This window comes from Haloferax sp. KTX1, from assembly GCF_902410085.1.
Classification (GTDB): domain Archaea; phylum Halobacteriota; class Halobacteria; order Halobacteriales; family Haloferacaceae; genus Haloferax; species Haloferax massiliensis.
In genome coordinates, this window is record NZ_CABPRH010000020.1 from 1 (window position 1) to 23,524 (window position 23,524).

Annotated in this window: 21 protein-coding genes; 10 read left to right on the plus strand and 11 right to left on the minus strand. The window is 65.7% G+C overall.

Going from position 1 to position 23,524, the window contains the following annotated elements; all coding sequences use genetic code 11:
- Positions 1-74: 74 nt before the first annotated feature.
- On the plus strand, positions 75-1,205 hold the full coding sequence (locus FY251_RS19935) for an enolase C-terminal domain-like protein (protein ID WP_148416727.1): 1,131 nt from the start codon (positions 75-77) through the stop codon (positions 1,203-1,205).
- A gap of 152 nt (positions 1,206-1,357) precedes the next feature.
- Here the strand turns inward: FY251_RS19935 and FY251_RS19940 are convergent, their stop codons facing one another.
- The 7 genes from FY251_RS19940 to FY251_RS19970 form a co-directional block, all read right to left on the minus strand.
- Positions 1,358-1,576 (minus strand): hypothetical protein, encoded by a 219-nt coding sequence (locus tag FY251_RS19940; protein WP_148416728.1) that lies wholly within the window; start codon positions 1,574-1,576, stop codon positions 1,358-1,360.
- Positions 1,577-1,714: 138 nt separating this feature from the next.
- Positions 1,715-2,776, minus strand: coding sequence for an ABC transporter ATP-binding protein (locus FY251_RS19945; RefSeq protein ID WP_148416729.1), 1,062 nt, complete (start codon positions 2,774-2,776; stop codon positions 1,715-1,717).
- Positions 2,773-3,843 (minus strand): ABC transporter ATP-binding protein, encoded by a 1,071-nt coding sequence (locus FY251_RS19950; protein WP_148416730.1) that lies wholly within the window; start codon positions 3,841-3,843, stop codon positions 2,773-2,775. Before FY251_RS19950 ends, FY251_RS19945 begins: the two co-directional genes overlap by 4 nt.
- A gap of 45 nt (positions 3,844-3,888) precedes the next feature.
- The gene (locus tag FY251_RS19955) at positions 3,889-4,911 is read right to left on the minus strand and encodes an ABC transporter permease (RefSeq protein WP_148416731.1); all 1,023 of its coding nucleotides are present in this window, start codon (positions 4,909-4,911) and stop codon (positions 3,889-3,891) included.
- A 2-nt stretch (positions 4,912-4,913) separates the two neighbouring features.
- Entirely contained in the window at positions 4,914-5,918 is a 1,005-nt protein-coding gene (locus FY251_RS19960) for an ABC transporter permease (RefSeq protein WP_222847855.1), read from the minus strand.
- A gap of 73 nt (positions 5,919-5,991) precedes the next feature.
- The gene (locus FY251_RS19965) at positions 5,992-7,791 is read right to left on the minus strand and encodes an ABC transporter substrate-binding protein (protein ID WP_148416732.1); all 1,800 of its coding nucleotides are present in this window, start codon (positions 7,789-7,791) and stop codon (positions 5,992-5,994) included.
- Positions 7,792-7,965: 174 nt separating this feature from the next.
- Positions 7,966-8,187: a hypothetical protein gene (locus tag FY251_RS19970; protein ID WP_089780158.1), complete on the minus strand. Its 222-nt coding sequence runs from the start codon at positions 8,185-8,187 to the stop codon at positions 7,966-7,968.
- Between the two features lie 87 nt (positions 8,188-8,274).
- Between FY251_RS19970 and FY251_RS19975 the strand changes: the two genes are divergently transcribed.
- Positions 8,275-8,736, plus strand: a complete 462-nt coding sequence (locus FY251_RS19975; RefSeq protein WP_148416733.1) for a universal stress protein — start codon at positions 8,275-8,277, stop codon at positions 8,734-8,736.
- 122 nt (positions 8,737-8,858) lie between these two features.
- Here FY251_RS19975 and FY251_RS19980 read toward each other — a convergent pair whose 3' ends face one another.
- Together FY251_RS19980 and FY251_RS19985 are read right to left on the minus strand one after the other, a co-directional pair.
- On the minus strand, positions 8,859-10,511 hold the full coding sequence (locus FY251_RS19980) for a right-handed parallel beta-helix repeat-containing protein (RefSeq protein WP_148416734.1): 1,653 nt from the start codon (positions 10,509-10,511) through the stop codon (positions 8,859-8,861).
- 130 nt (positions 10,512-10,641) lie between these two features.
- A complete protein-coding gene (locus FY251_RS19985) occupies positions 10,642-11,481 on the minus strand; it encodes an NAD(P)-dependent oxidoreductase (RefSeq protein ID WP_148416735.1) in 840 nt (279 codons plus the stop codon).
- Positions 11,482-11,709: 228 nt separating this feature from the next.
- Here FY251_RS19985 and FY251_RS19990 point away from each other — a divergent pair, with 228 nt between their 5' ends.
- The 4 genes from FY251_RS19990 (at position 11,710) to FY251_RS20005 (ending at position 16,894) form a co-directional block, all read left to right on the plus strand.
- Positions 11,710-12,648 carry a dihydrodipicolinate synthase family protein gene (locus FY251_RS19990; protein WP_089780165.1) on the plus strand — a complete coding sequence of 313 codons (939 nt, stop codon included), beginning with the start codon at positions 11,710-11,712 and terminating at the stop codon, positions 12,646-12,648.
- 615 nt (positions 12,649-13,263) lie between these two features.
- Positions 13,264-14,298: an SGNH/GDSL hydrolase family protein gene (locus FY251_RS19995; protein WP_148416736.1), complete on the plus strand. Its 1,035-nt coding sequence runs from the start codon at positions 13,264-13,266 to the stop codon at positions 14,296-14,298.
- Between the two features lie 98 nt (positions 14,299-14,396).
- Positions 14,397-15,305: an AEC family transporter gene (locus FY251_RS20000; protein WP_148416737.1), complete on the plus strand. Its 909-nt coding sequence runs from the start codon at positions 14,397-14,399 to the stop codon at positions 15,303-15,305.
- A 137-nt stretch (positions 15,306-15,442) separates the two neighbouring features.
- Positions 15,443-16,894: an aldehyde dehydrogenase family protein gene (locus FY251_RS20005; protein ID WP_148416738.1), complete on the plus strand. Its 1,452-nt coding sequence runs from the start codon at positions 15,443-15,445 to the stop codon at positions 16,892-16,894.
- Between the two features lie 19 nt (positions 16,895-16,913).
- Here FY251_RS20005 and FY251_RS20010 read toward each other — a convergent pair whose 3' ends face one another.
- Complete coding sequence (locus FY251_RS20010; protein WP_148416739.1) at positions 16,914-17,687, minus strand: IclR family transcriptional regulator; 774 nt, start codon at positions 17,685-17,687, stop codon at positions 16,914-16,916.
- A gap of 185 nt (positions 17,688-17,872) precedes the next feature.
- Here FY251_RS20010 and FY251_RS20015 point away from each other — a divergent pair, with 185 nt between their 5' ends.
- Both FY251_RS20015 and FY251_RS20020 read left to right on the plus strand, forming a co-directional pair.
- Complete coding sequence (locus tag FY251_RS20015) at positions 17,873-18,940, plus strand: glycoside hydrolase family 105 protein (RefSeq protein WP_148416740.1); 1,068 nt, start codon at positions 17,873-17,875, stop codon at positions 18,938-18,940.
- Positions 18,941-19,041: 101 nt separating this feature from the next.
- Positions 19,042-20,139: a Gfo/Idh/MocA family protein gene (locus tag FY251_RS20020; protein ID WP_148416741.1), complete on the plus strand. Its 1,098-nt coding sequence runs from the start codon at positions 19,042-19,044 to the stop codon at positions 20,137-20,139.
- 543 nt (positions 20,140-20,682) lie between these two features.
- Here FY251_RS20020 and FY251_RS20025 read toward each other — a convergent pair.
- On the minus strand, positions 20,683-20,985 hold the full coding sequence (locus FY251_RS20025) for an L-rhamnose mutarotase (protein ID WP_148416742.1): 303 nt from the start codon (positions 20,983-20,985) through the stop codon (positions 20,683-20,685).
- A 79-nt stretch (positions 20,986-21,064) separates the two neighbouring features.
- On the opposite strand from FY251_RS20025, the gene rhcC reads away from it, so the two are divergent.
- Positions 21,065-21,934 carry an L-rhamnono-1,4-lactonase gene (rhcC, locus tag FY251_RS20030; protein ID WP_148416743.1) on the plus strand — a complete coding sequence of 290 codons (870 nt, stop codon included), beginning with the start codon at positions 21,065-21,067 and terminating at the stop codon, positions 21,932-21,934.
- Positions 21,935-22,143: 209 nt separating this feature from the next.
- Positions 22,144-23,499: an ABC transporter substrate-binding protein gene (locus tag FY251_RS20035; protein WP_148416744.1), complete on the plus strand. Its 1,356-nt coding sequence runs from the start codon at positions 22,144-22,146 to the stop codon at positions 23,497-23,499.
- Positions 23,500-23,524 lie beyond the last annotated feature (25 nt).

Genomic DNA, 23,524 nt, shown 5'->3' on the forward strand with positions numbered 1-23,524 from the left:
CCCCACCGTCCGGTCCCCGAAATCGCCGGTCCCGCCGTACTTTTATCACCGTTCCGCGTAACCGACTACCACGAATGGAGATCAGCGACATCCGTACCATCCGGTTCAGCTGTGCGTCTCACATCGACCCCGACGAGAAGGGTCACGGCCACCCCGGCGAGCCGAGGGAGTCGACGCGGACCATCACCCACGTCGTCGTCGACGGCGGTCCCGACGGCTACTGCCGCGGCGGCCACGAGGCGGCCAACGAGTTCGCCAAGAAGCACCTCGTCGGCGAGAACCCGCTGTACCGCGAGAAGCTCTGGCAACTGCTCTGCCGGGCCGAGCGGCTGAACAAGGGGACGCTCACGGACAAGCGCGTCGCACCCATCGACTGCGCGCTCTGGGACGTCGCCGGCAAAGACGCCGGCCTCCCGGTCTACCAACTCATCGGCGCGGCTCGGGACTCGGTCCCAGCGTACGGCAGTACGATGGTCGGCGACGACGACCCCGACGGACTCGGCTCGCCCGAGGCGTACGCCGACTTCGCCGAGGAACTCGTCGAGGAGGGCTATCAGGCCGTCAAGCTCCACACGTGGATGCCGCCGTTCGGCGACGACCCCGAACGGGACATCGCCGCCTGTCGGGCGGTCCGCGAGCGGGTCGGCGACGACATCGACCTCATGCTCGACGCCCACCACTTCTACAGCCGGAGCGAGGCCAAGAAAATCGGCAAGGCGCTGGAAGACCTCGACTTCCGCTGGATAGAAGAGCCGATGGACGAACACTCGATGTCCTCCTACGAGTGGCTCTCGAACGAACTCGATATCGCCGTCGTCGGCCCCGAGACCGCCGAGGGTCGGATGCACACCCGCGCGGAGTGGATTAAGCGGGACATCGCCGACATCATCCGCGTCGGCGTCTACGACGTGGGCGGCATCACGCCGGCGCTGAAGGCGGTCGGCCTCTGCGAGTCGTTCAACATCGAGTGCGAGATTCACGGCCGCGACGCGCCCAACCTCCAACTGCTCGGGACGATGGCGTTCCCCGGTCGGTACTACGAGCGCGGCCTCCTGCACCCGAATCACGACTACGAGACGTACTTCCCCGGTCTCGAACACCCGCCGGACGAAATCGACGACAACGGCGTGGTCGAACTGCCGCAGACCCCCGGCCTCGGCTACGCGTTCGACTGGGACTACATCGACGCGAACCGCGTCGAGTAACCGCGCGAGAGCGCGCGACGACGCGGAATACGGGTCAACCGACGAGGTCGCTACGAAACAGAATCGACGCCGGTCGCTCGCGGAACGCTGCACGCTGCTTTTCGGGTCGGTGGTTTACTTCGACGGTCGGTGCCGGTGACGGGCTTCCGCGGTCAATTGTACGAGCCCCAGAGTCGGAGCAGGAGGAAGCCGCCGACGCCGACGCCGATGAGCGAGATACCCCAGACGCCGAACATCCCCGCAATCGTCCCGTCGAGGACGAAACGCGCGAGGAGAATCATGAAGACGCCGGCGAGCACGGTCATGATGAAGTTCCGGTTCGACGACGCGGCCTTCCGGAGCGAAGGCACGCGCGATGCGTTGACTGACATACGTACTCACACGGTGGCCCTCCGCACACAAATAGGTACTGTTCACGCGGGGGCCGTTCGACCGGCTCGCACGGCTCTGCGGGTCGAAAACGGGGGCTGGAAAGCGGGACGCGGCGTCCGCGAACGGGGTCGGGTGGCTCAGTCGTCGACGATGCTCGGACTGTCCCAGTACTCGTGGGTGTCGTCGGCGCGGAAACACCGCGCGGCGTGGCCGTCTTCGTTCTCGAACGCGCCCGGGTCGTTGGTCTGGCAGACCTCGCGCGCCTTCGGACACCGCGGGTGGAAGTGACAGCCGCTGGGCCGGTTCGTCGGGTCGGGGATGTCGATTTTCCGAATCGGGAGGTCGTCGTCCTCGTCGCCCTCGTAGAGGTTCGGCGTCGCCCACTTCAGCGCCTGCGTGTAGGGGTGCTGGGGATTGCCGATGACCTGCTCTATCGGGCCGACCTCGACGATGCGGCCGAGGTACATGACGGCGATGCGGCCGCCGGACTTCTCGGCGATGTACCGGGCGTTCGAGAGGTCGTGGCTGATGAAGACGTAGGAGGTGTCGAACAGGTCCTGCAGTTCGAGCATCAGGTCCATCATCTCCACCCGGAGGCTCACGTCGAGGGCGCTGATGGCCTCGTCGGCGAGGATGACGTCCGGGTTCAACAACAGCGACCGGACGAGCACGACGCGCTGTTTCTCGCCGCCCGAAAGCTGGTGGGGGAACCGCTCGACGAAGTCCTCGGCGGGCGTGAGTCCGACGCGTTCGAGGAGCGCGTAGACGCGCTTTCGGCGCTCTTCGTCGCCGAGGTTCGGGTTCCACTTCTTCAGCGGGAGCATCAGCGAGGTGAGGATGCGCTGGTTCGGGTTCAGTGCGCTGCCGGGGTCCTGATGGATTATCTGGAGCGACCGCCGTATCTCCGAGAACGGGATGTCCGGGTCGCCGCCGTTCTTGGCCTCCCAGATGTCCTGTCCGCGGTAGGTTATCGAGCCGTGGGTCGGCTCCTGTGCGCCGATGATCGTCTTGCCCAACGTCGATTTACCGCAGCCGGACTCGCCGATGAGCGTGACCACGTCGTTCTCGCCGATGTCGAGCGAGATGCCGTCGACGGCGCGGACCGTCTGCCGTTCGCCGAACAGGCCGAGGAAGCCGCTACTGTCCGTGAAGTGGACGGACACGTCGTCGACCGAGAGGATGGAGTCGTCGACGCTCATTCCGACTCACCGCCCTCTTCGGCCGCCTCCATCGCGGGAATCGGAATCTCGTCGGACACGTCGTCGTGGTAGAAACACGCGGTTCGGTGGCCGCTGCCGCGGTCGGCCATCGGCGGCTCCGCCTCCGCGCAGGACTCGTCGGCCATCGGGCACCGCGGTCGGTACGAGCAGCCCGGGATGTTGGTCACCGGGTCGGGCTTCGAGCCCGAGATGGACTGCATCTCCTCGATGGGGGCGTTCAGGTCCGGCGTCGCGTTGAGGAGCGACCGCGTGTAGGGATGGGCCGCGTCGTAGAGAATCTCCTCGGTCGAGCCGACCTCGACGATGTCGAACGCGTACATCACGACGAGCCGGTCGGCGAGCTTGGTGAGAAGCGGCAGGTCGTGCGTGATGAAGATAATCGTCAGGTCGTACTCCGCTTTGAGCTCCTTGAGCAGCGAGACGATAGAGCGCTGCATCAGGAGGTCGAGCGCGGCGGTCGGCTCGTCCATCACGAGCACCTCCGGTTCGAGGATGAGCGCGAGCGCGACGAGCGCGCGCTGTTTCATCCCGCCCGAGAGCTCGTAGGGGTACGAGTCGAGGACGCGGTCCGGGTCGAGGTAGAGGTCGCCCAGAATCTGATGGGCGCGTTCGAGCCCCGCCTCCACGTCGCGGTTGTGGTCTTCGAGGGTCTCCCGGAAGTGGCCGCGGACCTTCTTGACGGGGTTGAACGAGCTCATCGCGCCCTGGAACACCATGGCGACTTCGCCCCAGCGGAACTTCCGAAGCTCCTCTTCGTCGAGGTCGAGCACGGAAATCGGCTCGCCGCCGTCGGGCGGGTAGTACGTGACCTCGCCGGAGGTCTCCCCCGGGCTGACGACCGCGTTCATCAACGCGGACGAGGTCATGGACTTCCCGCTGCCGCTTTCGCCGACCATCCCGAGCGTCTCGTTTCGGTAGATGTCGAAGTCGACGTTGCGGACGACTCTCGATTCGCCTCGATTGGTCCCGAAGGTGACCTCCAGGTCGCGGACTTCGAACACGACGTCTTGGTCCGGGTCCGAGTCGTTCTGATTCGACGTTCGCATTGCTTGGTTGGTAGTCATGGGCTGGTAATAGGTGTTGGCACGGGGTCAGTCCCCGCCGGTCGCCTGCGATTGGTTGTTCTTCGAGGTGTCTTTCTTCGAGGTCTTCGCGTGGCGCGCCCGGAGGCGGACGTTGAACAGGCTGTCGAGCCCCTGCGACAGGAGGACGAGCCCGAACGAAAGCAGGAAGATGCAGACCATGGGCGCGACCATCCACGGGAGCATGTCCGGGCGGGTGAGCGCGTTGCCCTCGTACGCGAGGTTCATCATCACGCCCCAGTTGAACGTGGTAAACGGCAGGATGCCGAGGAAGTACAGCCCCACGGACTCGAAGATGATGCGCCGGGAGGTGAGCGCCCCGTTTATCATCACGTACGGCATGAGCTGCGAGAGGATGTCCCGTCGGAGAATCGACGACAGCGGGATACCCATGATTTCGGAGGCCTCGACGTAGGACTCCTCGCGGATACTCAGCACCTGCGAGCGGACGGTCCGCGCCAGCCCCGGCCAGTTGTCGATGCCGAGGAAGACCCCGACGATGTAGGGGTTCTCGGGTTGGAAGATGGCCGTGATGACGATGATGAGCGGCAGGCCCGGAATCGTGATGACCACGTCGGTGACGGTCATCAGGAACGAGTCGATGCGCGTGCCGTGTTCGAAGCCGGCGACGACGCCCACGAGGGCGGCGAAGCCGACGCTCACGACCGCGCCCGCGAAGATCATCTTGAACATGCCCGGCGTCGCGTGGATGAGCTGGGCGTGAATCGGCTGGCCGAACACGTCGGTGCCGAGCGGGTACGCGAGCGATTCGAACGGCGCGGCGAGGACGGGGGCGTCCCCGCTGGTCGGTCGCTCGACGAGGACGACGCCGACGGTCCCCATGAGGAGGAAAAAGGCGAGAATCGCGCCGCCGACGAGCGCGCGCCAGTCGGCGACCGCGATGCGCGCGGGGGCGACGACGTTCATTTCGAGGAATCGCTTTGCGCGGTCGGCCCGCGATTCCGGGTCCGGGTCGATGTCTTCGTCGTAGAGGTCCTTCAGGTCGAACGAGTCGGAATGTGCTTCGCTCATAGTTACTCCTCACCCACCGAGATGCGCGGGTCGATGAGCGTGTACGTGAGGTCGGCGATGAAGATGGCGGTGAGCGAAATCGCCGTGAACACGAGGAGCGTGCCCATCAAAAGCGGGTAGTCCTGCGTCTTGACCGCCTCGAACATCAGGAGGCCCATGCCCGGGTACGCGAAGACCTCCTCGACGATGACGGCGCTGCTGAAGACGCCGGCGATGCCGATCATGAACTGCGTGTACATCGGGAGGATGGAGTTGTGCCCGAGGTACTGCGTGGCGATGCGGGTCTCCCGGAGCCCGCGGAGCTGCGCCACGCGGATGTAGTCCTCGCCGAGGACGCGAATCGCGTTGCCGCGCATGGCGAGCGCCCCAGAAGTGGCGAGCGCGCCCATCGAAATCGCCGGGAGCGCCGCGTGCTGCACGAGGCTGACCATGAACTCGGGGTTGTACCCCGCGGCGATTCCCGAGCCGATTCGGCCGCCCGTCGGGAAGTAGTTGTTCTGGATGGCGAGGAAGTAGACGAGCACGACGCCGACGATGTAGTACGGAATCGAGTTGAGCCCGATGATGAGCGATGACACCGTGGAGTCGAACCGCGACTTCTCGCGGTAGGCCGTCATCACGCCGAGGAAGATGCTCAGCGAGTAGCCAAGCGCGAGCGCGTAGACGCTGATGAACATCGACCACGGGATGCGCTGCATGATGAGCGTCGTGACCTCCTCGTTTTTGAAGAACGAGGTGCCCAGGTCCTGCCGGAGAATCACGTCAGATGCGTAGTTGAAATACTGTACGTGCATCGGCTGGTCCGGGTTCACGTTCGTGTAGAGCTGTATCATCCTGTTCAGTCGGTCGATGTCGACGCTCCCGCCGCTCTGCGAGAGAATCACGCTCCGCATCGCTTCCGTCGGCCCGCCGGGCATGGCCTGATACAGCAGAAACGAGACCGTCATCGTGACGAGAAACGTCAGTATCGCTTGCCCGAGACGCTTCAACAAATACTTTGGTGTCATTATTAATAGTTTGGCTTCTATCGTGAGAGAGCTTAATTGTGGTGGTTAAGCCCGTTGGGGGTGCCGTCTCACCTTACTGCGAGTTCGAGCTAATCCATCCGTTCTTGAACGAGAACTCGCCCGGCCGGTTCGTGTTGAGTTCGTAGTCGTCGCCCGTCGGCATGGCGAAGTCCTGCGTGTCGCCCCAGTAGCCGGAGTCCTCCTCGACGAAGACGAAGTCGGGAAGCGCGTAGTTGAACCACTGGACGAGGTCGCGGGTGCGCTCTCTGACCTGCTCTGCGGACTCGGAGTTCGGCAGGTCGTTCATCAGTTTCGCGGGCTGAATCTCCCTGCCGCTGCCCGAAATCTCGGTCGCGCCGACCTCGCTCGGGATGGTCGTCGTAAAGGGCTTGCCCGTCGGGCCGGTCTCGTCCCCGCTGGAGGGGTCGCCGACCTCGATGCCGTAGAAGTTGTTCGAGAAGTACGCCGTCGGGTGCCACAGCGCCTTCGCGACGTGCCATATCCAGAAGATGTCCGCCTCGTACGTCTGGAGGCGCTGGTAGTAGTCGGTCGAGCTGACGGTGCTGATCTCGGTCTGGAGGCCGAACGCGTTGAGCTGGTCGTTGAAGACCTTCGTCGCCTGCACCTGCGTGTTGTTGTTCTGCGTGAGGACGGTGAAGGTGAACGACTCGCCGTTCGGGTCGACCCACGTGCCGTTCTCCTTGGTGTAGCCGGCGTCTTCGAGCAGTTGCGTCGCGGTTTCGAGGTCCTTGCCGACCGGGTAGTCGATGAGCTGGTCGACGAAGTCCGAACCGAGGTACTCGTCGTGAATCGTCGAGCGCAGCGCCGTCTGGTTCTCGGCGGGCTCGCCGACGGTCCCGGCCTGCCGCATCGCGGCGACCATCGACTCGAAGTCCACCGCGTTGACGATGGCGCGTCGGACGGGGAGCCGCGCGATGTGCTCGTTTTTGAAGTTGAACGTGAACTTCTGGGTGCGGAACCAGTTGAGCCGGTAGACGTTCTCGATGTTGTCCGGGTACCGGGACTGCTGGGACTCCGACATGAGCACGTCGGGGTTCATGTCGAGCTGGTCGTTCACCGACAGCGACTCCACGTCGGAGGTCGTCTCGGGGATGATGCGCACCTTCGGGATGTCCGTGCGGCTCGCGTACGGGTGGTCTTCGAACTTCTCGAGGATGGTCTCCGAGGAGTTGAAGCCGGTGACGCGGTACAGCGCGTTGCCGAGCCCCTCGTCGATGAGCTGTTGGGTCGTGATGCTCATGTCGAGGAGGTCGCTCGTCACGCTCTCGCGTTCGCTGTCACTCGATGCCTCCTCGTAGCGGGTGAGGTACTCGCGGTAAATCGACCGCGGGGTGTTGACGAACGTCTCGGCGACGTTCGCCTTCATGAGGTTGGGCGAGACGGCCGTCTTGAACGTCCGCTCGATGGTGTAGTCGTCCACCAGCGTGTTGCTCTCGACGGGCGACTCCTCGGGCGACTGCAGGCGGTCGATTTCGAGGCCGACGTAGTAGTCTTCGGCCGTCAGGTCGTCGCCGTTCCACCACTTGAACCCCTCGGGGAACGTCAGCGTGAGCGTCCGCCCGTCGACGCTCATGTCTTCGAGCAGGTCGGGTCGGACCGTCCCGTCGGCGTAGCCGCGCGCGACTTCCTCGAACAGTTGGTCCTGCAGGGTGTGCGCGTAGTTGCCGAGGCTGTAGCGGTTGAACTGCACGTCGGTCGCGGGTCGCCCCGCGGGGTAATCGAGGGTGTCGTCGGCGATGGTCGAGCCGCCCTCGGTGTTCGTGCCCCCGTCCGTGCCGTCTTCGGTGTTTCCGCCCTCGGTCGTCTGCCCCGAGCTATCGAAGCAACCGGCCAGTCCGGCCGTCCCGGCCACCGCTCCGTACTTGATAAGGTCTCGTCTACTCCAGTTGGTTGAACGCTTTCCAGCCATGCGGTATCATCTATCATGATACTCCCTGTTAATATAGATACTGGATTTGCCCATACTATCCATGATAGAGAAAATACCTGTTGCGCCGCTCGTCACGATGGTCGGTCGGCGTCCGTCTCACGCGCTCTTCGCCGTCCACAGCAACAGTCCGAGCATCACGACCGCCAGCCCGCCGAACGTCGTCAACTGGAGGTAGACGAGCGCGTGAGTCGTCGTTCCCGGCTCTATCGACGGAAGCGAGACGAGGAGCAGCGCGATGGAGGCCAGCGAGATGACGAGGACGAACTTCATCCGGGTCTCGTAATCGCGGAGCACGTCGGCGAGACTCGATTCGGGCATGCCTACGTAGAGTACCGCGGTGTATTTCAGTATACTGCCCCCGGTTCCTGCGGTAGACTTAGATAAGACGAGACGGAATGCAGGTGCATGGACAGAGGATTAGTACTCATCGAGAACACCGACTTGCACGCCGACCTCCTCCGGGAGGCCAGAGAACACGCGCTCGGCGCGGACGCCGATCTCGTCCTCCTCGTCACGCTCACCGAAGACGAGTTCGAGGAGACCCAGGAGGTCCTCGACACCATCGGCGACGTCGAACACACGTCGTACACGGAACAGGACGCCTTCCGGGGCGCGATGAACGACGCCGAGGAGGTCGCCCGCGAGGTGTTCGGGACCGACGACGAGGTGTCCTACGACATCGTCCCGCGAATCGCCAGCGAGAAAGAGCGCGCGGAGACGGTCATCGAAGTCGCAGAAGAGGAGGGCGCAGACCACGTGTTCATCCTCGGCCGGAACCGCTCGCCGACCGGCAAGGCGCTGTTCGGCGACCTCGCGCAGTTCGTGATTCTCAACTTCGACGGCTACGTGACGCTTCACACCGAGTGAGCGCCGCCGCGGCGGGCTGACCCGCCGCCATCATTTTTCGGACTCACCGACTCGCGCAGTCGGCGACACGCCCGTCGTCAGCCGCCAACAGCGAACCGACGGCCGCCGGTTCGACGACCGCCTCAGCGCGTCTTGTCCACGACGTAGTCGAGCGTCACGTCGACGCCGGGGTCGGTGCGCCACTCGAAGACGAGGTCCCAACTCCCGGCGGAGCCGTTCCACTCCGCGTAGCTCTCCCACGCGTACGTCTCGGCGGTCCCCGTCGCCGCGGGCTTCGCGCGGACCGAGAGCGCCGACGCCTCGAAGTCCTCCGGTTCGTCGACGCTCCCCGGGATTGTCACGTCGGGGAACTCGCTGACGCCCCCGACGCGGGCCGCGGGCGACTCGCCGGCCGAGAGCGTCACCTCGCCGTCGGCGAAGCCGCCGCCGACGTTGTCCCGCACGACCGTCGTGTTCGAGAAAATCCCGATGTTCCGGGTCGTCCCGCCGCCCCGAACGTCGTTGTTGACGATGCGGTTGTGGTTGCACGCCGGCCCGGTTTCGAGGATGCCCCACGTCTGTCTCGGCTCGTCGCGGTCGTCGTAGACGCGGAGGTTGCTGATGGAGACGCCCTCGGCCGGAAGCTGTTCGCCGTCGTCCCGCGAGTCGATGCGGACGCCGTCGCCGTTCGTGTTCTTGACGACGCCGCCCTGCACCGCGAAGTCCCGGCAGTTCTGCACGAGGATTCCTTGGTCCTCCGCGCCCTCGATGTTGACGTGGCCGATGGTGATATCGTAGCACTCGGAGACGCCGAAGACGCCCCGGTTGCCGCCGCGGCTGACGACCTCGCCGACCGTCACGTCGTGTGCGCCGTTGGCGACGCGGAACGTCGCGTAGCCCGCGGGGCCACCCGGTTCGAGGCCGACGACGCTGTTGACTGTCGCGTCGACGGTGTCGTTGAGGAGGACGACGCAACTCGCGGGGTCGTTGCCGACGACCTGCTCGATTTGGATGCGGTCGACGCCGTAGGTCTCGACGCCGTGGTGGTCGTTCCCCTCGACGTATATCTGCCCCATCTGGATGTCGGTCGAGCGGGGCGCGTCACCCCGGCCGTCGATGCGGATGCCGTCGCTCGTCACGCCCGTGATGCGGACGTCGCCGATGCGGACGTTCGAACAACTGGTGAGTCGGATGCCCATCGCCGCGGGCCCCTCGACGACGAGCGACTCCACGTCGATGTGGTCCGCGCCGACGGCGCGGACGACCGGCGGTACGGACTCGCCCTCGGGAACCGAGAGCGTGGCCGGCGCGTCGAGCGTCGTGTAACTCGGGAGTTCGAGGCTCCCGTCCCCGCTCGTAATCTCGCCGGGCGAGGCGATGAGCACCTTCTCGTTCCACGTCCGTCCCTCGGTGAGGCTATCGATGGCCGCTTGCGCGACCGGCACGACGCTGTCGCCCGACGCGACTTCGCCGTCCGCGCCGTCCGCGTGGAACGTCCCGTCGTCGTCCTTCCAGACGATGACGTCTGCGTCGCGCGCCGAGGTGTACACGTGGTCCACGTCGAGCGACGCGAGGTTGTACAGCCCGTTCCCGTTCGCGTCGACGTCCCGGTTCCACGGCTTGCCGTCCGCCTCCCGACCGTCGTCGCGTTCCTCGCCGCCGCCGCGCTCGCCGTCGGACTGGGCGGCCGCGGGACCGGACAGCGCCGCGACCCCGGTCCCTCCGAGGAGCGCGAGCGCTGTTCGTCTGCTGAGCGATGCCCGATTCGAATCGCTGTCTGTGGGTGTGTCTTTCATACCCACACGAATGTGTCTGACAACTACATAAAAATTTGATTGCAGAATTCGCTTCGCTCGTGTGAGCTACGGGAGTCGTTGGAAGAACCGAAAACGGGGCAGACGGCGGGACGTGGCTCGGACTTCGGGACTACTCCGGCGGGCTGTCCCACTCCTCGCCGTCGTCCTGCGGGTGGTAGCCGATCTGCGAGCGGGCGTGTTCGAGGTCGTACCACCGGCGCTGGTTGTCGCTCACGCCGCTGAAGATGCCGAACTCGACGTCGTCGTCCTGCAGGCAGCAGTCGATTTCGTGGGCGAAGTCGCGGCGGGACTGCCACATCGCCTTCATGCGCCCGACGGTCTCCTCGTACTCGGCGCTCCCGCGCTCGAACTCGCCGTTCTCGACGGCCTGCTCGGCGTCGCCGTAGGGGTGGTCGTACTCGGGCATCCGGACGCTGCACACCCGGAGCGCGTAGAACTGCTTGGGGTACTCGTAGTTCTCGACGTAGTAGCGACCCATGTCCTCGCCGTAGGCCTTCGACGCGCCGTAGAACGAGTCGGGGCGGACGGGGTCGTCGTGGCCGATGACGAGGCCGTGACCCGGCTGGTAAATCTCGGGGGAGAACTCGTCTTCGTAGCCGCCCATCACGTGGTTGGTCGAGAGGAAGACGAACGATTCGATTTCGTTCTCGCGGGCGACTTCGAGCGCGTTGTACATCCCGATGATGTTGGGTTCGAAGATGTCCTCCCACGTGCCGTCGGTGTAGGGGTACGCCGCCATGTGGATCATGGCGTCCCGTCCCGCCGCGGCGTCGTTGAGGGCGTCGTAGTCGGACACGTCGCCGACGACGGTGTCGTAGCCGCCGTAGGGGTGGTCGTCGGGTCGGTCGGAGCGGTTGAAATACGTGAAGTCGTAGGCGTCGTCGTCGTGCAGGTGGTCTATGACTGCGGTGCCGCACCGGCCATAGACGCCGGTCATCAAGACGTCCATACGAATCCACTCTGACCAAATCGTAATAAATTGATGGGTGGCGAGGTCGGGCCGCGCGTCGGAACACTCCGCACCGACCGAACCACCCCGTCGCCACCCGCCCCGCTCAGTTCACGAACGCTGAACGTCGCGTTCCGGACCGACCGACTCGCGGGCGCTCTCACGCGCGTACGACGGGTTCAAGGGTTGACGATGGCTTTATCACGGTTGACTCAGATTGACTGTACCATGCCACTCGCAGACGACCGTGTACGTAGTCGTCTCCGTGGCGTCGCCGTCGGCTTGCTCACGCCGTTCGACGACGACCTGGAGATTCAACACGACAAGCTCGAAGCGAACGCGAAGTCGCTTTCCGGCGACGGTATCTCGTCGTTCCTCGCGGCCGCGAACATCAGCGAATATCACTCCCTCACCCAGCAGGAGCGCGTCGACGTGACTGAGACGGCGGTCGACGCGCTCCCCGATAGCGCCTGCGTCCTCGCCGGCGTCGGCGGGTCGACGAAGGCGGCGACTGACCTGATGGACGCCTACGACCGCGTCGGCGTCGACGCCATGATGGTCATGCCGCCGGACCACACGTACGTCCACGAGCGCGGCCTGCTTCGCTACTACGAGAAACTCGACGCCGCGACCGACACGCCGCTCGTTCCCTACGTCCGCGGCTTCGACCCCTCGGTCGCCTTCCTCCGCGACCTCTCTCGCATCGAGGGCGTCGTCGGCGTCAAGTACGCCATCGAGGACCCGGTCAAACTCGGCTCCGCCGTCGCCGCCGCGGACGACGACGTGGTCTGGGTGGACGGCCTCGCGGAGCCGTACGCCGTCTCGTTTTGGAACGAGGGTATCGAGGGTTTCTCGGCGGGGGTCAGTAACTTCCGCCCGGAAATCGGCCTCGCGTTGTTCGATGCGCTCTCCGAGGAGAACTGGGAGCGCGCCCGCGAGATTCGCGACCTGACGCTCCCCTTCCAAGCCCTCCGCGGCGAGACGGGAGAAGACAACGACCTCCCCGGCGCGATCAGCGTTCCGGTGGTGAAGAAGGGCCTCGAACTGGCCGGCCTGCACGGCGGGGCGGTCCGCGAGCCGATTCGGTCGCTGTCGGCCGAAGACGAGCGCCGCGCCGAGGAGCTGTACGAGGAGCTGTCCGACGGCGTCGCCCGCGTCATCGACTGACCGGCGATATCGACCCGAGCGCGCACCGACCCCCGGCCGCATCGACGACGACTGACCACCACCCACACTGCCTGACGGCTCCCGACTGCGTCGGTCGGAAGCACCCACCACTATCTTTGACCCCGTCGCCGAGTCGCGTCTCCGCCTCCCCTCCCGTTCGGAGCGGTGCCAGCCGTCTGGAGGCGACGACCCTCCCCCGCCGCGCTCACCTGTCCCAGACAGCCGAGGGGCTGAACCGCCCAAGCCGACCACCGCGGAGTCGTCGCGTTCCCGCCCTCCGTTCGCAGGTGGGGAACGAATTATCGGAGAATTGTGCCGATTATTCCCCTGCGATGGTTTCGATGTTCCTCTCTAGCGAACGTGGGTCGTTGTTGACTGTAACGTAGAAATTCGGGTGATTCGGCGGTTTAGTGTTCCCGGGGTACCACCCGATGCAGGCGACGAACACGCGAATTCGGAGGCACAGTAGTCCATATATTACAAGCATATGGATGTAATTTTCCCGCCTCGGGAACCCGGCTGTCGAATCAGGCCGTAGTCCGCGGTGGCGCTCGCCGGGCGTCGGCGGTCGGAGGTAGCGATAAGTAGGTGCGGAGTGTGCGTGACTCACACGGTATGCAGCACGACGATATCCAGCACGACGACGTTCAGTTCCACAACGTCAGGGCGCTCCAACGGGTCAGACCACACGAGGGGCTTCGACTGCTCCGCGTCCCGGAGGCCGTCAGGAGCGGCCTGAACACCGGCGCACAGACGCGGATGTCTCACCCGGCGGGGACCGAAATCCGATTTGTTCCGGATGAGACGGTTCGAATCACGCTCTCCTCCGAGGAGCGCGACAGTCTCGTCCGGCCGTTCTGGGGTGACTTTCAGGCGAGCGGCGAGGAGTTCACGCTCGGGCCGGAGCCGACGACGGTCGAACTGTCCCTCCCGGAGTCGCTTACCGACCTCGACCCGGAGGCGACCGGCGAGATGCGCTACGCGCCCGAGGTGTGTCGGCTCGTCTTCCCCGGCGACCACCGCGGCGGCCACATCTACTACCACGACGTCGAGGGCGCGCGACGGCCGCCGACCGCCGACGAAGTTCCCAGTCTCCGATACCTCGCGTACGGAACGTCGATTACCGAGGGCGAGGCCCCGTCGGCGGAGATGCTCACGTACGTCAACCAGACGGCCCGGCGACTCGGCGCGGACCCGATAAACCTCGGCTCCTGCGGGACCGCCTACTGCGACCCCGCGATGGCCGACCACATCGCCGCCCGCGACGACTGGGACGTGGCGACGCTCTCGCTTTCGGTGAACATGGTCGGTCGATTCTCGCCCGACGAGTTCCGCGAGCGGGCCGCGGACATGGTCGAAACCGTCGCCGCGGCGAACCCGACCAAACCCGTCGCCTGCATCACGCTGTTCCCGCACGTGCGCGAGTATCAACGCGACCACGAGGAGGCGACGCTCTCCGAGACGTTCCGACAGCACCTCCGCGACGTGGTCGCCGAGTGCGGCTACGACAACGTCCACCTCGTGGAGGGGCCGGACCTCCTGCCGACCGCAAGCGGGATGACGACCGACCTCGTCCACCCCGGCGACGACGCGATGGTTCGCATCGGCGAACGCCTCGCTCGCGAGCTCGAATCTCTCATGGACGATTAACCGGAATACGTGCGTTTCAGGTCCTCTCGTGCCCGAATTACCCGAACGAAATCTCCGCGAGCGTAACACCGAAGAACCCCCCTGTTCGATGGAAGAGTATGACCGTCGCCGCAAATCTGGGCTACATGCTCGGGGTGCTCTGCCTCGGGGCGCTAGCGAAGCGTCTCGGCGTCCTCGACAGCGGCCGCCGCGACACGCTCACGTTCTTCGCGTTCGCCTTCGCGCTCCCCGCGCTCGTGTTCACCTCGACGTACGACCAGCCGATTCGCGAGGTCATCGAACCGACGCTCCTCCTGGGTTTCTGGCTCGTCCTCTTCACCATGCTGTTCGTCGGCTGGGTCGTCCACCGCCGGGTGTCGCCGGACTCGGCCCGCAGCGTCGCCATCGTCCAGTCGTACTACTCGAACCTCGGCTTCCTCGGCCTCCCGCTCGTCAAGTCGACGTTCGGCTCGTTGGCGTCGGCGAAGGCGGCCGTCATCCTCGGCGTCGGCGCGCTCACCCACGTCCCGCTCACCATCACCGTCCTCGTGCTCGTCAACGGCGCTGACGTCTCGTTCAGAGAGGAGTTCGTCGGCGTGCTCAAGACGCCGGTCATCCCGGCGCTCGTGTTGGGGCTCTCCTTCTCCGGGCTCGGCCTCGGCGTCCCCGGCGTCCTCCTGACGGGTCTCAACGCGCTCTCCTCGCTCGCGCTCCCCGTCGCGCTGCTCTCTATCGGCGCGTCGCTCACCGTCTCCACCGAGTCGTTCGACTTCCGCACCGTCGGCGCCGTCGTCGGGAGCAAGGTCGTCCTGATGCCGCTTCTCGCCTTCGCCGTGTTCTCGACGTTCGCGACGAGTTGGTCGACGGTCCAAGCCGGCGTGACGATGCTCGCGACGCCGACCGCCGTCTCGTCGTTCGTCTACGCGAACGAACTCGGCGGCGACGCCGACCTCGCGTCGATGAACGTGTTCGCCACGACCGCCGTCTCGGTCGCGACGCTCTTCGTCGTTCTCCAGTTCCTGCTCTGAGTCGGCGGCTCGTCGCTCTTTCTTCGAATGGTCCAAATTCGCGTGCCTCACGCCCAGTGTCGCTCACGAACGCGCGCCGGCTACCGGCGTTCGGCATGAGAAGCTTACTTAGTGATGGGTGTGCATGGCTAGGTCGAATGTCGAGAACCTACGGTAACTTCATCGACGGCGAATGGACCGACTCCCAGTCGGGAGAGACGTTCGAAGTGACGAACCCCGCGGCGGCCGGCGAAGTCGTCAGCGTCCACCCCGCGTCCACCGAGGCGGACGTCGAGGCGGCGCTCGACGCGGCCGTCGCCGCGCAGGACGAGTGGGCGTCGACGCCCGGCCCGTCCCGCGGCGCGGTGCTCCGCGAGGCAGGAAACAACCTCGAAGCGCGGAAGGACGAGGCGACGGAAGTGCTCGTCCGCGAGGAGGGCAAGACGCGCTCCGAGGCGGGCGGCGAGGTACAGCGCGCAATCGACATCTTCCACTACTACGGCGCGAAGGCGCGGGACGTCGGCGGCACCGTCAAGTCGGCGAGCGCCCCCGGAAAGGACCTCTACACGAAGCACGAACCCCTCGGGACGGTCGCGCTCATCACGCCGTGGAACTACCCCATCGCCATCCCGGTGTGGAAGCTCGCCCCGGCGCTCGCCGCCGGCAACACCGCGGTCCTCAAGCCGGCGTCCGAGGCACCGGGCGTCGTCGCTATCGTCCTCGAATGCCTCGACGATGCGGGCCTGCCGGCCGGCGTTGCGAACACAATCACCGGGTCCGGGAGCGAGGTCGGCGGCCCGCTCATCGAGAGCGAGCGCATCGACGGCGTCTCCTTCACCGGGAGCACCGCCGTGGGGACGATGGTCGCCGAGACGGCCGCGGTCGACCTCAAGCGCGTCCAGTGTGAGATGGGCGGCAAGAACCCGACCGTCGTGATGCCCAGCGCGGACATCGAAGACGCCGCCGAGACCGTCGGCGTCGGCGCGTTCGGCACGACCGGCCAGTCGTGTACGGCCACCTCGCGCGCTATCGTCCACGAAGACGTCTACGACGAGTTCGTCGCGGCCGTCTCGGACTACGCCGAGTCGCTCGTCGTCGGCGACGGCCTCGACGACCCCGACGTGGGTCCGCACGTCTCCGAGGGCGAACTCTCTTCGACGCTCGAATACATCGACATCGGCTCCGCCGAGGGCGCGACGCTCGAAGCCGGCGGGAGCAGGCTCTCCGGCGACGACTACGACGACGGCTACTTCGTCGAGCCGACGGTGTTCTCCGGCGTCGAAAACGACGCTCGCATCGCCCAAGAGGAGATTTTCGGCCCCGTGCTCGCGGTCGTCGAGGCCGACTCGTTCGAGGACGCGCTCGCCCTCGCCAACGACGTCGACTACGGCCTGTCTGCCAGCATCGTCACGCAGGACCTCAGCGAGGGCAAGCGCTTCGTCAACGAGGTCGAAGCGGGCGTCGCGAAAATCAACGAGAAGACGACCGGCCTCGAACTCCACGTCCCCTTCGGCGGCTACAAGGACTCGTCGACCAACACGTACCGCGAGCAGGGCGACGCCGGCCTCGACTTCTTCTCGTCGGTGAAGACCATCTACGAGAACTACTGAGCCGCGGGCCCCCGCGCGCTCAGGAGAACTTCGTGTTCAGTTCGATGACGTTCGCGGCGCTCCGGACGTAATCCGCGAGTTCGCCGTGCAGGCGGTCCTCGGTGAACCGACTCGACGGACCGGTGATGCTAATCGCGCCGAGGATGGTCTCGTCGTTCTTGACGGGTGCGGAGACGCACCGAAGGCCGTCGATGTTCTCCTCGTCGTCGATGCCGTACCCCTGTTCGCGAATCGTTTCGAGCTCCTCGAACAGCTCGTCGGGACCGGTGATGGTGTTGGCCGTCTTGGGTTCGTACTCCATCGCCGCCGCGATTTCCTCGATGCGCTCGGGCGGCAGGTACGCGAGAATCGTCTTGCCGAGCGACGTGGAGTACATCGGCTGTTGGGTCCCCACCCGCGAGAGCGTCTCGACGGCGTGGTCTCCCTGGGCCTTGTGGAGGTACGAGACCATCCCGTACTCCTCGACGCCGAACTGGACGATTTCGCCCGTCTCATCGGCCAGCGAGTCGACCTCCTTCTGGACGATGTCGAAGTTCCCTATCTGGTCGCGGACGTGCGAGGCGACGTCGAGAAACCGCAGTCCGAGCCGGTAGCCGTCGCCCTCGCGCACGATGATACGCCGCTCTTCGAGCGTTCGGAGGTGGCTGTGGACGGTGCTCTTGGAGTGACCGAGCTCGTCGGCGATTCTCGTCACGCCGATGCCCGCTTCCTCCTGCAGGAGGTCGATGATGTTGAACGCTATCTGGACCGAGCGGATGGTTCGGCCGGGGCGTTTGTTCGGTTGGGGGCTCATGGTGTGACAGTCGGACCAAAGCCGTATATATCTGTTCCCGCTTGGGGAACGCCCCGTTTTGGCGACCGAGCACCCCCGAGGCGTCCCGGCCGGCCGAGTGGCGCACACGGCCGCCGACCCGCGGTGGCGCGCGGGCATGGGATACATTTTTCATCCCCGGACGTATTCGTGTGGGTACCGTACCCATGCCAGCAGACGAGCTTACACCAGTCCAGCGCGCCGCCTCGTATCTCCGGTCTTTGGACATCGACGGTCAGTCGTGGATCACCGGCGTCGCCATCAACGGCCTGCTCGCCGAAGGGGGAGACGCGTCGGTCGAGCGCGCGAAACACCTCGTCGATACCGCGGTGGCGACCCAGAACGACGCCGGGCAGTTGAGCTACGGGCCGAGCTACCCGATTGAGGTGTTCAGCCACGGCCGCGAGTACGAGGCGAGCTGGGAGCTGACCGTCAAGAAGTGCATGAACACGAACAACAGCACCGCCATCGGTCACGGCGTCCTCGACTTCTACGACCGGACTGGCGAGGACCGCTACCTCGACGCGGCCGAGCGCGCCTACGAGTCGCTTCTCTCCTTCGAGCGGACCGAAGACGGCGGTATCCCCCACCACGACCCCGAACTCGCGGGCATCAAGTCGCTGTGGATAGACTCCGTCTACATGATGTGTCCGTTCCTCGCCCGCTACGGCGAGGCCGCGGGCGACGCCGACGCCTTCGATGAGGCGGTCGACCAGATTCTGATTCACGCCGCGCACCTCCGCGACGGCCACACGGGGCTGTTCCGACACATCTGGGTCGAACAACCGAACCACTACCCGCAGGGCGCGTTCTGGGCGCGCGGCAACGGCTGGGCCGCCGCCGCGTCGGCCGACGTGCTCGAACGGCTCCCCGAGGACCACCCGAAGCGCGACGACCTCCTCGACCTGTTCCGGTCGCACTGCGAGGCGCTGCTCCCGCTCCAAGACGGCAGCGGCTTCTGGCACAACCTCGTCGACGACCCGCACACGCCGCTGGAGTCGTCGGGGACGCTCATGTTCGCCTACGCCTTCGCCCGCGGCATCGACCTCGGTATCCTCGACGAGGAGACCTACCGCCAACCCGCCGAAGACGGACTCGCGGCCGTCTCCCGCGTCGTCGGCGACGAGGGCGCGGTCAACCGCGTCGCCGGGCCGCCGGGCGGTCCCGAAGCACCCCTGACGGACACGCCTTACGGGCAGGGCTGGTTCCTGATGGCCGCGGCCGCGCTCGACTGAGACCTTCGACCTCGGCGTCCTTCTCGACTCTTTCCGAGCCGGCACCACAGTTATGCGCCCCGGCGCACAGTGACGAACGAACGCGGGCGACAGAAGACACCATGACCTACCACGCAGGCATCATCGGCACGGGCGGCATCGCAGGGATGGGCATCCTCGGCATGCACGACGAGGAGGCCATCGGCAGAGAGAAAATCGACGCGAGCCACGCGGGCGGCTACGCCGCGACCGACGACGTCGAACTCGTCGCCGTCGCCGACGTGGACGAGTCGAAACTGGACACCTTCGGCGAGGCGTGGGATATCCCAGCGTCCCGCCGGTACGTCGGCCACGAGGCGATGCTCGACGCCGAGGACCTCGACGCCGTGTCGGTCTGCACGCCGTCGTTCCTCCACCGCGACCACGTCGTCGACGCCGCGCGCTCCGCCGCCGGCCCCTCGGTCATCTGGTGCGAGAAGCCCATCGCGTCGTCCGTCAGCGACGCCGAGGAGATGGTCGCCGTCTGCGACGAGACCGACACGGAACTCGTCATCAACCACTCGTTCCGGTTCACGGACAAGCTCCGCCGACTCCGCGACCTCGTCCGCGAGGAGGGCATCCTCGGCGACGTGAAGTCCGTGAGCGCGCAGTACCGCATGGAACTCATGCGGAACTCCACGCACGTCCTCGACACGCTCGTCTACCTCCTCGACGCGCGGGCCTCGCGCGTGAGCGGTCACATCACCGGCGAGAACGAGGCGCTCGACGCGCTGGACGCCACGGAGTCGGTCGTCGACGCCGGCGGCGGCGGGCACGTCGTCATGGACGACGGCACGTTCGTCACCGTGGACTGCACGATTCCGCGCGACGTCTCCTCGATGACGCTGAGTTTCATCGGCACCGAGGGCAAACTCTACATGAACAACGACGACGGCGAGTGGCGCTACTGGTCGCTCGAAGACGGCGAACACGTCGAGCGACCGCTCCCCGGCATCGAGGGCGCGTGGACGTGGGAGGACGACTACGAGGGGTCGTTCGCCAACGCGGCGGCCCACGTGCAGGACCTTCTCGACGGGCAGGTGGAGAACTACTCGCCCGGCGTCGCGGCCACTCGCTCGCTCGAAATCATCGTCGGGTTCTACCTCTCGCACTACACCGACTCGACGGTCGACGTCCCGCTTCCGGGGCCGCTCCGCGAGGTGCCTATCACGTCGTGGTAGCCCGCGGGCGGTCGGTTCGTCGCTCATGACGGAAAGACGTCCGGCATGGCCGGACGCTCGCTCACCGTCGGCGTTCACCGATAACGTCCCGAATATACGTGATTGACGCGCTGTCGGCACGGAGTAGCGTCGTTTCGTGACGCGTGCCCGCGGTCGCCTACGGCGTCACCGATTCGAGCCCGACCGCCGAGCGGTTCCTTCGAGAATCCGGTCGGAATCACGTCCAAATTACACTTCTACGAGCGTAATGATTCGTGGGCGTACGACCCGCATTGCCGGCGGGAGTGCGCAACTAGCCCCGCGTTCTCGCCTCGACGGACGACCGCAACTGGTCGGTTCCGTCCCGAACGAACTTCCGATATAGCCGGACGACCATCCGGCAGAGCCGGAGATTCGAGACAGTCGGAGAATCGCCCCGATATTCGGGTTGAAGTGGCAAAAGACGGGGACCTACGGGGATTGATTCGATACGGATGGTGTTGATAAATTCGGTCGGCACGGCGTTTCGTCCGCCATGTCCGGACAATTCTCGTTTTTCGGGCGTCAGACCATCCGGTAGACTTCGTCCATCCAACTGTCGTCGGTCTCGACGGTGATGCCGCTCATGACCTCCGCCCAGTCGGCCTGCGCCTCGCTGTTGTCCATCACTTCTTGGATGGCTTCGGGGTCGTCGACTTCCATGAAGCCGAAGACGTGGCCGTCCTTCTCGAAGACGCTGTAGGTCCGCAGGCCGGCGTCAGAGTCCAAGTAGGCCGATTCGAGCGCCTCGGGGACGTTCTCGTGTTTCGTTCGGTACTCCTCTCGCTTGCCGTCTTCTATCTCCAGGTGGAACGCGATTCGCGCCATACGGCCTCCGATTCGGCGGCACCCGTCTTAGCTTTTCGGCGGGTAAGATTTAGTACGGGGTCGCCCGTCGTCGATTGTAATGATAGATTCTCACACCCACGCGTGGGGTGCCGCGAGTCCGGACCACCCGTGGACCAACGGCCCGATCTTGGACCTCGTGGACAGCTTCGACGTGCACACCGTCTACACCGCCGACCGCTTGCTCGCCGACATGGACCGAAACGGCGTGGACGAGGCCGTCGTCGTGGGCTATCCCATCTGCGACTGGACGGACAACTGGTACACCCGCCGGGTCGCCGCCGAGCACGACCGACTCCACGGCATCGTGATGCTCGACCCCTTCGCCGACGACGCCGTCGAGCGCCTCGACCGCTGCATGGAGACCGACGGCGTCCTCGGCTTCCGACTCGGCGCGGCCTGCCCGTACGACCGGATGTGGGAGACGTTCGACCCGAGCGTGACGTGGCTCAGAGAGAGCGTCGAGGAGACCGCCTTTTGGGAGGCCGCGGTCGAACACGACGCCACGGTCCAGATTCTCTGCGACCACGGGCAACTCGACCAGGCGCTCGAACTCGTCGAGGCGTACCCCGAACTCACCTACCTGTTCGACCACTTCGCCCACGCGGGCCCGGAGACGCCCACCGACGAGGGCACGTTCGGCCGCTTTGCCGACCTCGCGGAACACGACTCGGTCGCGGTGAAAGTCTCGGAAATCGTTCACATGTCCGACTCGGCGTTCCCCTACGCCGACATGCACGACCACGTCCGGTGGCTCCTCGATACCTTCGGGCGCGAGCGGGTCGTCTGGGGTTCCGACTATCCGAACGTCAGCGACGTGGCCAGCTACGCGGAGGCGTGCAACTGGCTCAAGCAGGTCGACTCGCTGTCGGCGGCCGACCGGTCGTGGCTGACCGGGAAGTCGTTCCGCCGGCACGTCGACCTCGGGTGAGCGTGACGGTCGCAAGCGCGCTCGCTCGGCTGCGTCATTCGCCACCCGCCGAGCCGTGACACGCGATTCTCACCGATATATTTATTATAATGAACCATAGTGGTTTGTAATGGCACATCATGACAGACAGTGGTTCACAGAACCGGCTCAGTAGGCGGCGGTACGTGACCGGGCTCGGAGCGGGTCTCACGGCGGCGTTGGCGGGTTGTATGGGTGGCGGAAACGACGGTGGCGGCGGTTCCGACGGCGGTTCCGGCGGCGGCGGGTCCGGGTCGCAGTCCCTCGACTTCTGGCTGTTCGGCGGCATTCCCGCAGAGCGGGAGTACATCAGCAATCACTACAGCGGTTACGGCGACCACGACGTCACCTACCAGCACCAAGAGTGGGGACAGAAGTACCAGATTATCGCGTCCGCGGCGGCCAACGACAACCTCCCGGACGTGATGGCCGGCCAGACCCAGCAGATTCCGGACTACGTCGGCGCGAGCGCAATTCAGCCGCTCGACCAAGAGCAGTTCGCCGACCAGTTGGAGGAGATAAACAGCCGGTTCATTCAGGCGAACGTCGACACCCAGATTTACGACAGCCTCGGCGACACCGACGGGGAACGACAGTGGGGGCTCCCCGGCGGCTACGCCGACCTCGGTCCGTTCGTGGACATCCGAACCGACTACCTCGAACAGACGAGCTTCGACAGCCCGCCGCGCAACTGGGGGGAACTCATCCAACTCGGCGAGGAGATGCAGGAGCTCGACGAGGTGTCGGCGGCGATTACCGCGCCGGGGACCGACTTCGGCCTGACGACCGGCTACTTCATCGGCTTCGTCTACGCCAACGGCGGTCGGTACTTCGACCCCGAGACGCTGGAGGCGACGGTCGACCAACCCGGCTTCGTCGACGCCGTCAAGCTCTATCAGGACATCGCCGAGGCCGGGCTGTTCCCCGACTCGATGGCCGAAAACGACCACATCGGTGCGGGACGGCTCCTCCGCGAGGGCGAGTCCGGCATCTTCATCACGTACTCCCACGCGAACGCGGTCTACCAGACGACCGGCGCGCCGCAGGCGTGGCTTGACGGCGAGGGCCACACCGTCACCCGCGCGCCGCTTCCGGACAGCCCGTCGGGGAGCTTCGAACCCCGCGACCTGCTCTTGCAGAACGCGCAGGGCTTCATGCTCGGCAACGGAACCGACTCGGAGGCCGAACTGCAGGCCGCCTTCGACTTCACCGAGTGGTGGAACACCGAAGAACAGCTCGCGCCGTGGACCTACGACGCCGAGAACGACGTGGGCATCCGCGGGCGCGTCCCGACGCTCAAGAGCGCCTTCGAGGACCCGAGCGACCTCTTCCGGAGCCAGTTCGGCGACCTCGTGACGCTGTACGAGAACGACGACCTGTTCACGCGCACCTCGCGGTTCCCGTCGTTCTCGGGCATCGCGTCGGTCCAGAGCATCATCAACACCGAGGTCATCCAGCCGGTCGTCCTCGGCAACGCGACGGCCGAAGAGGCCTGTAGCGCCGCCAACGAATCGGTTCAGGAAGTCATCGACGAGGAGCTCGCCTGACGATGCGACTCGAACCGTCGCTCGA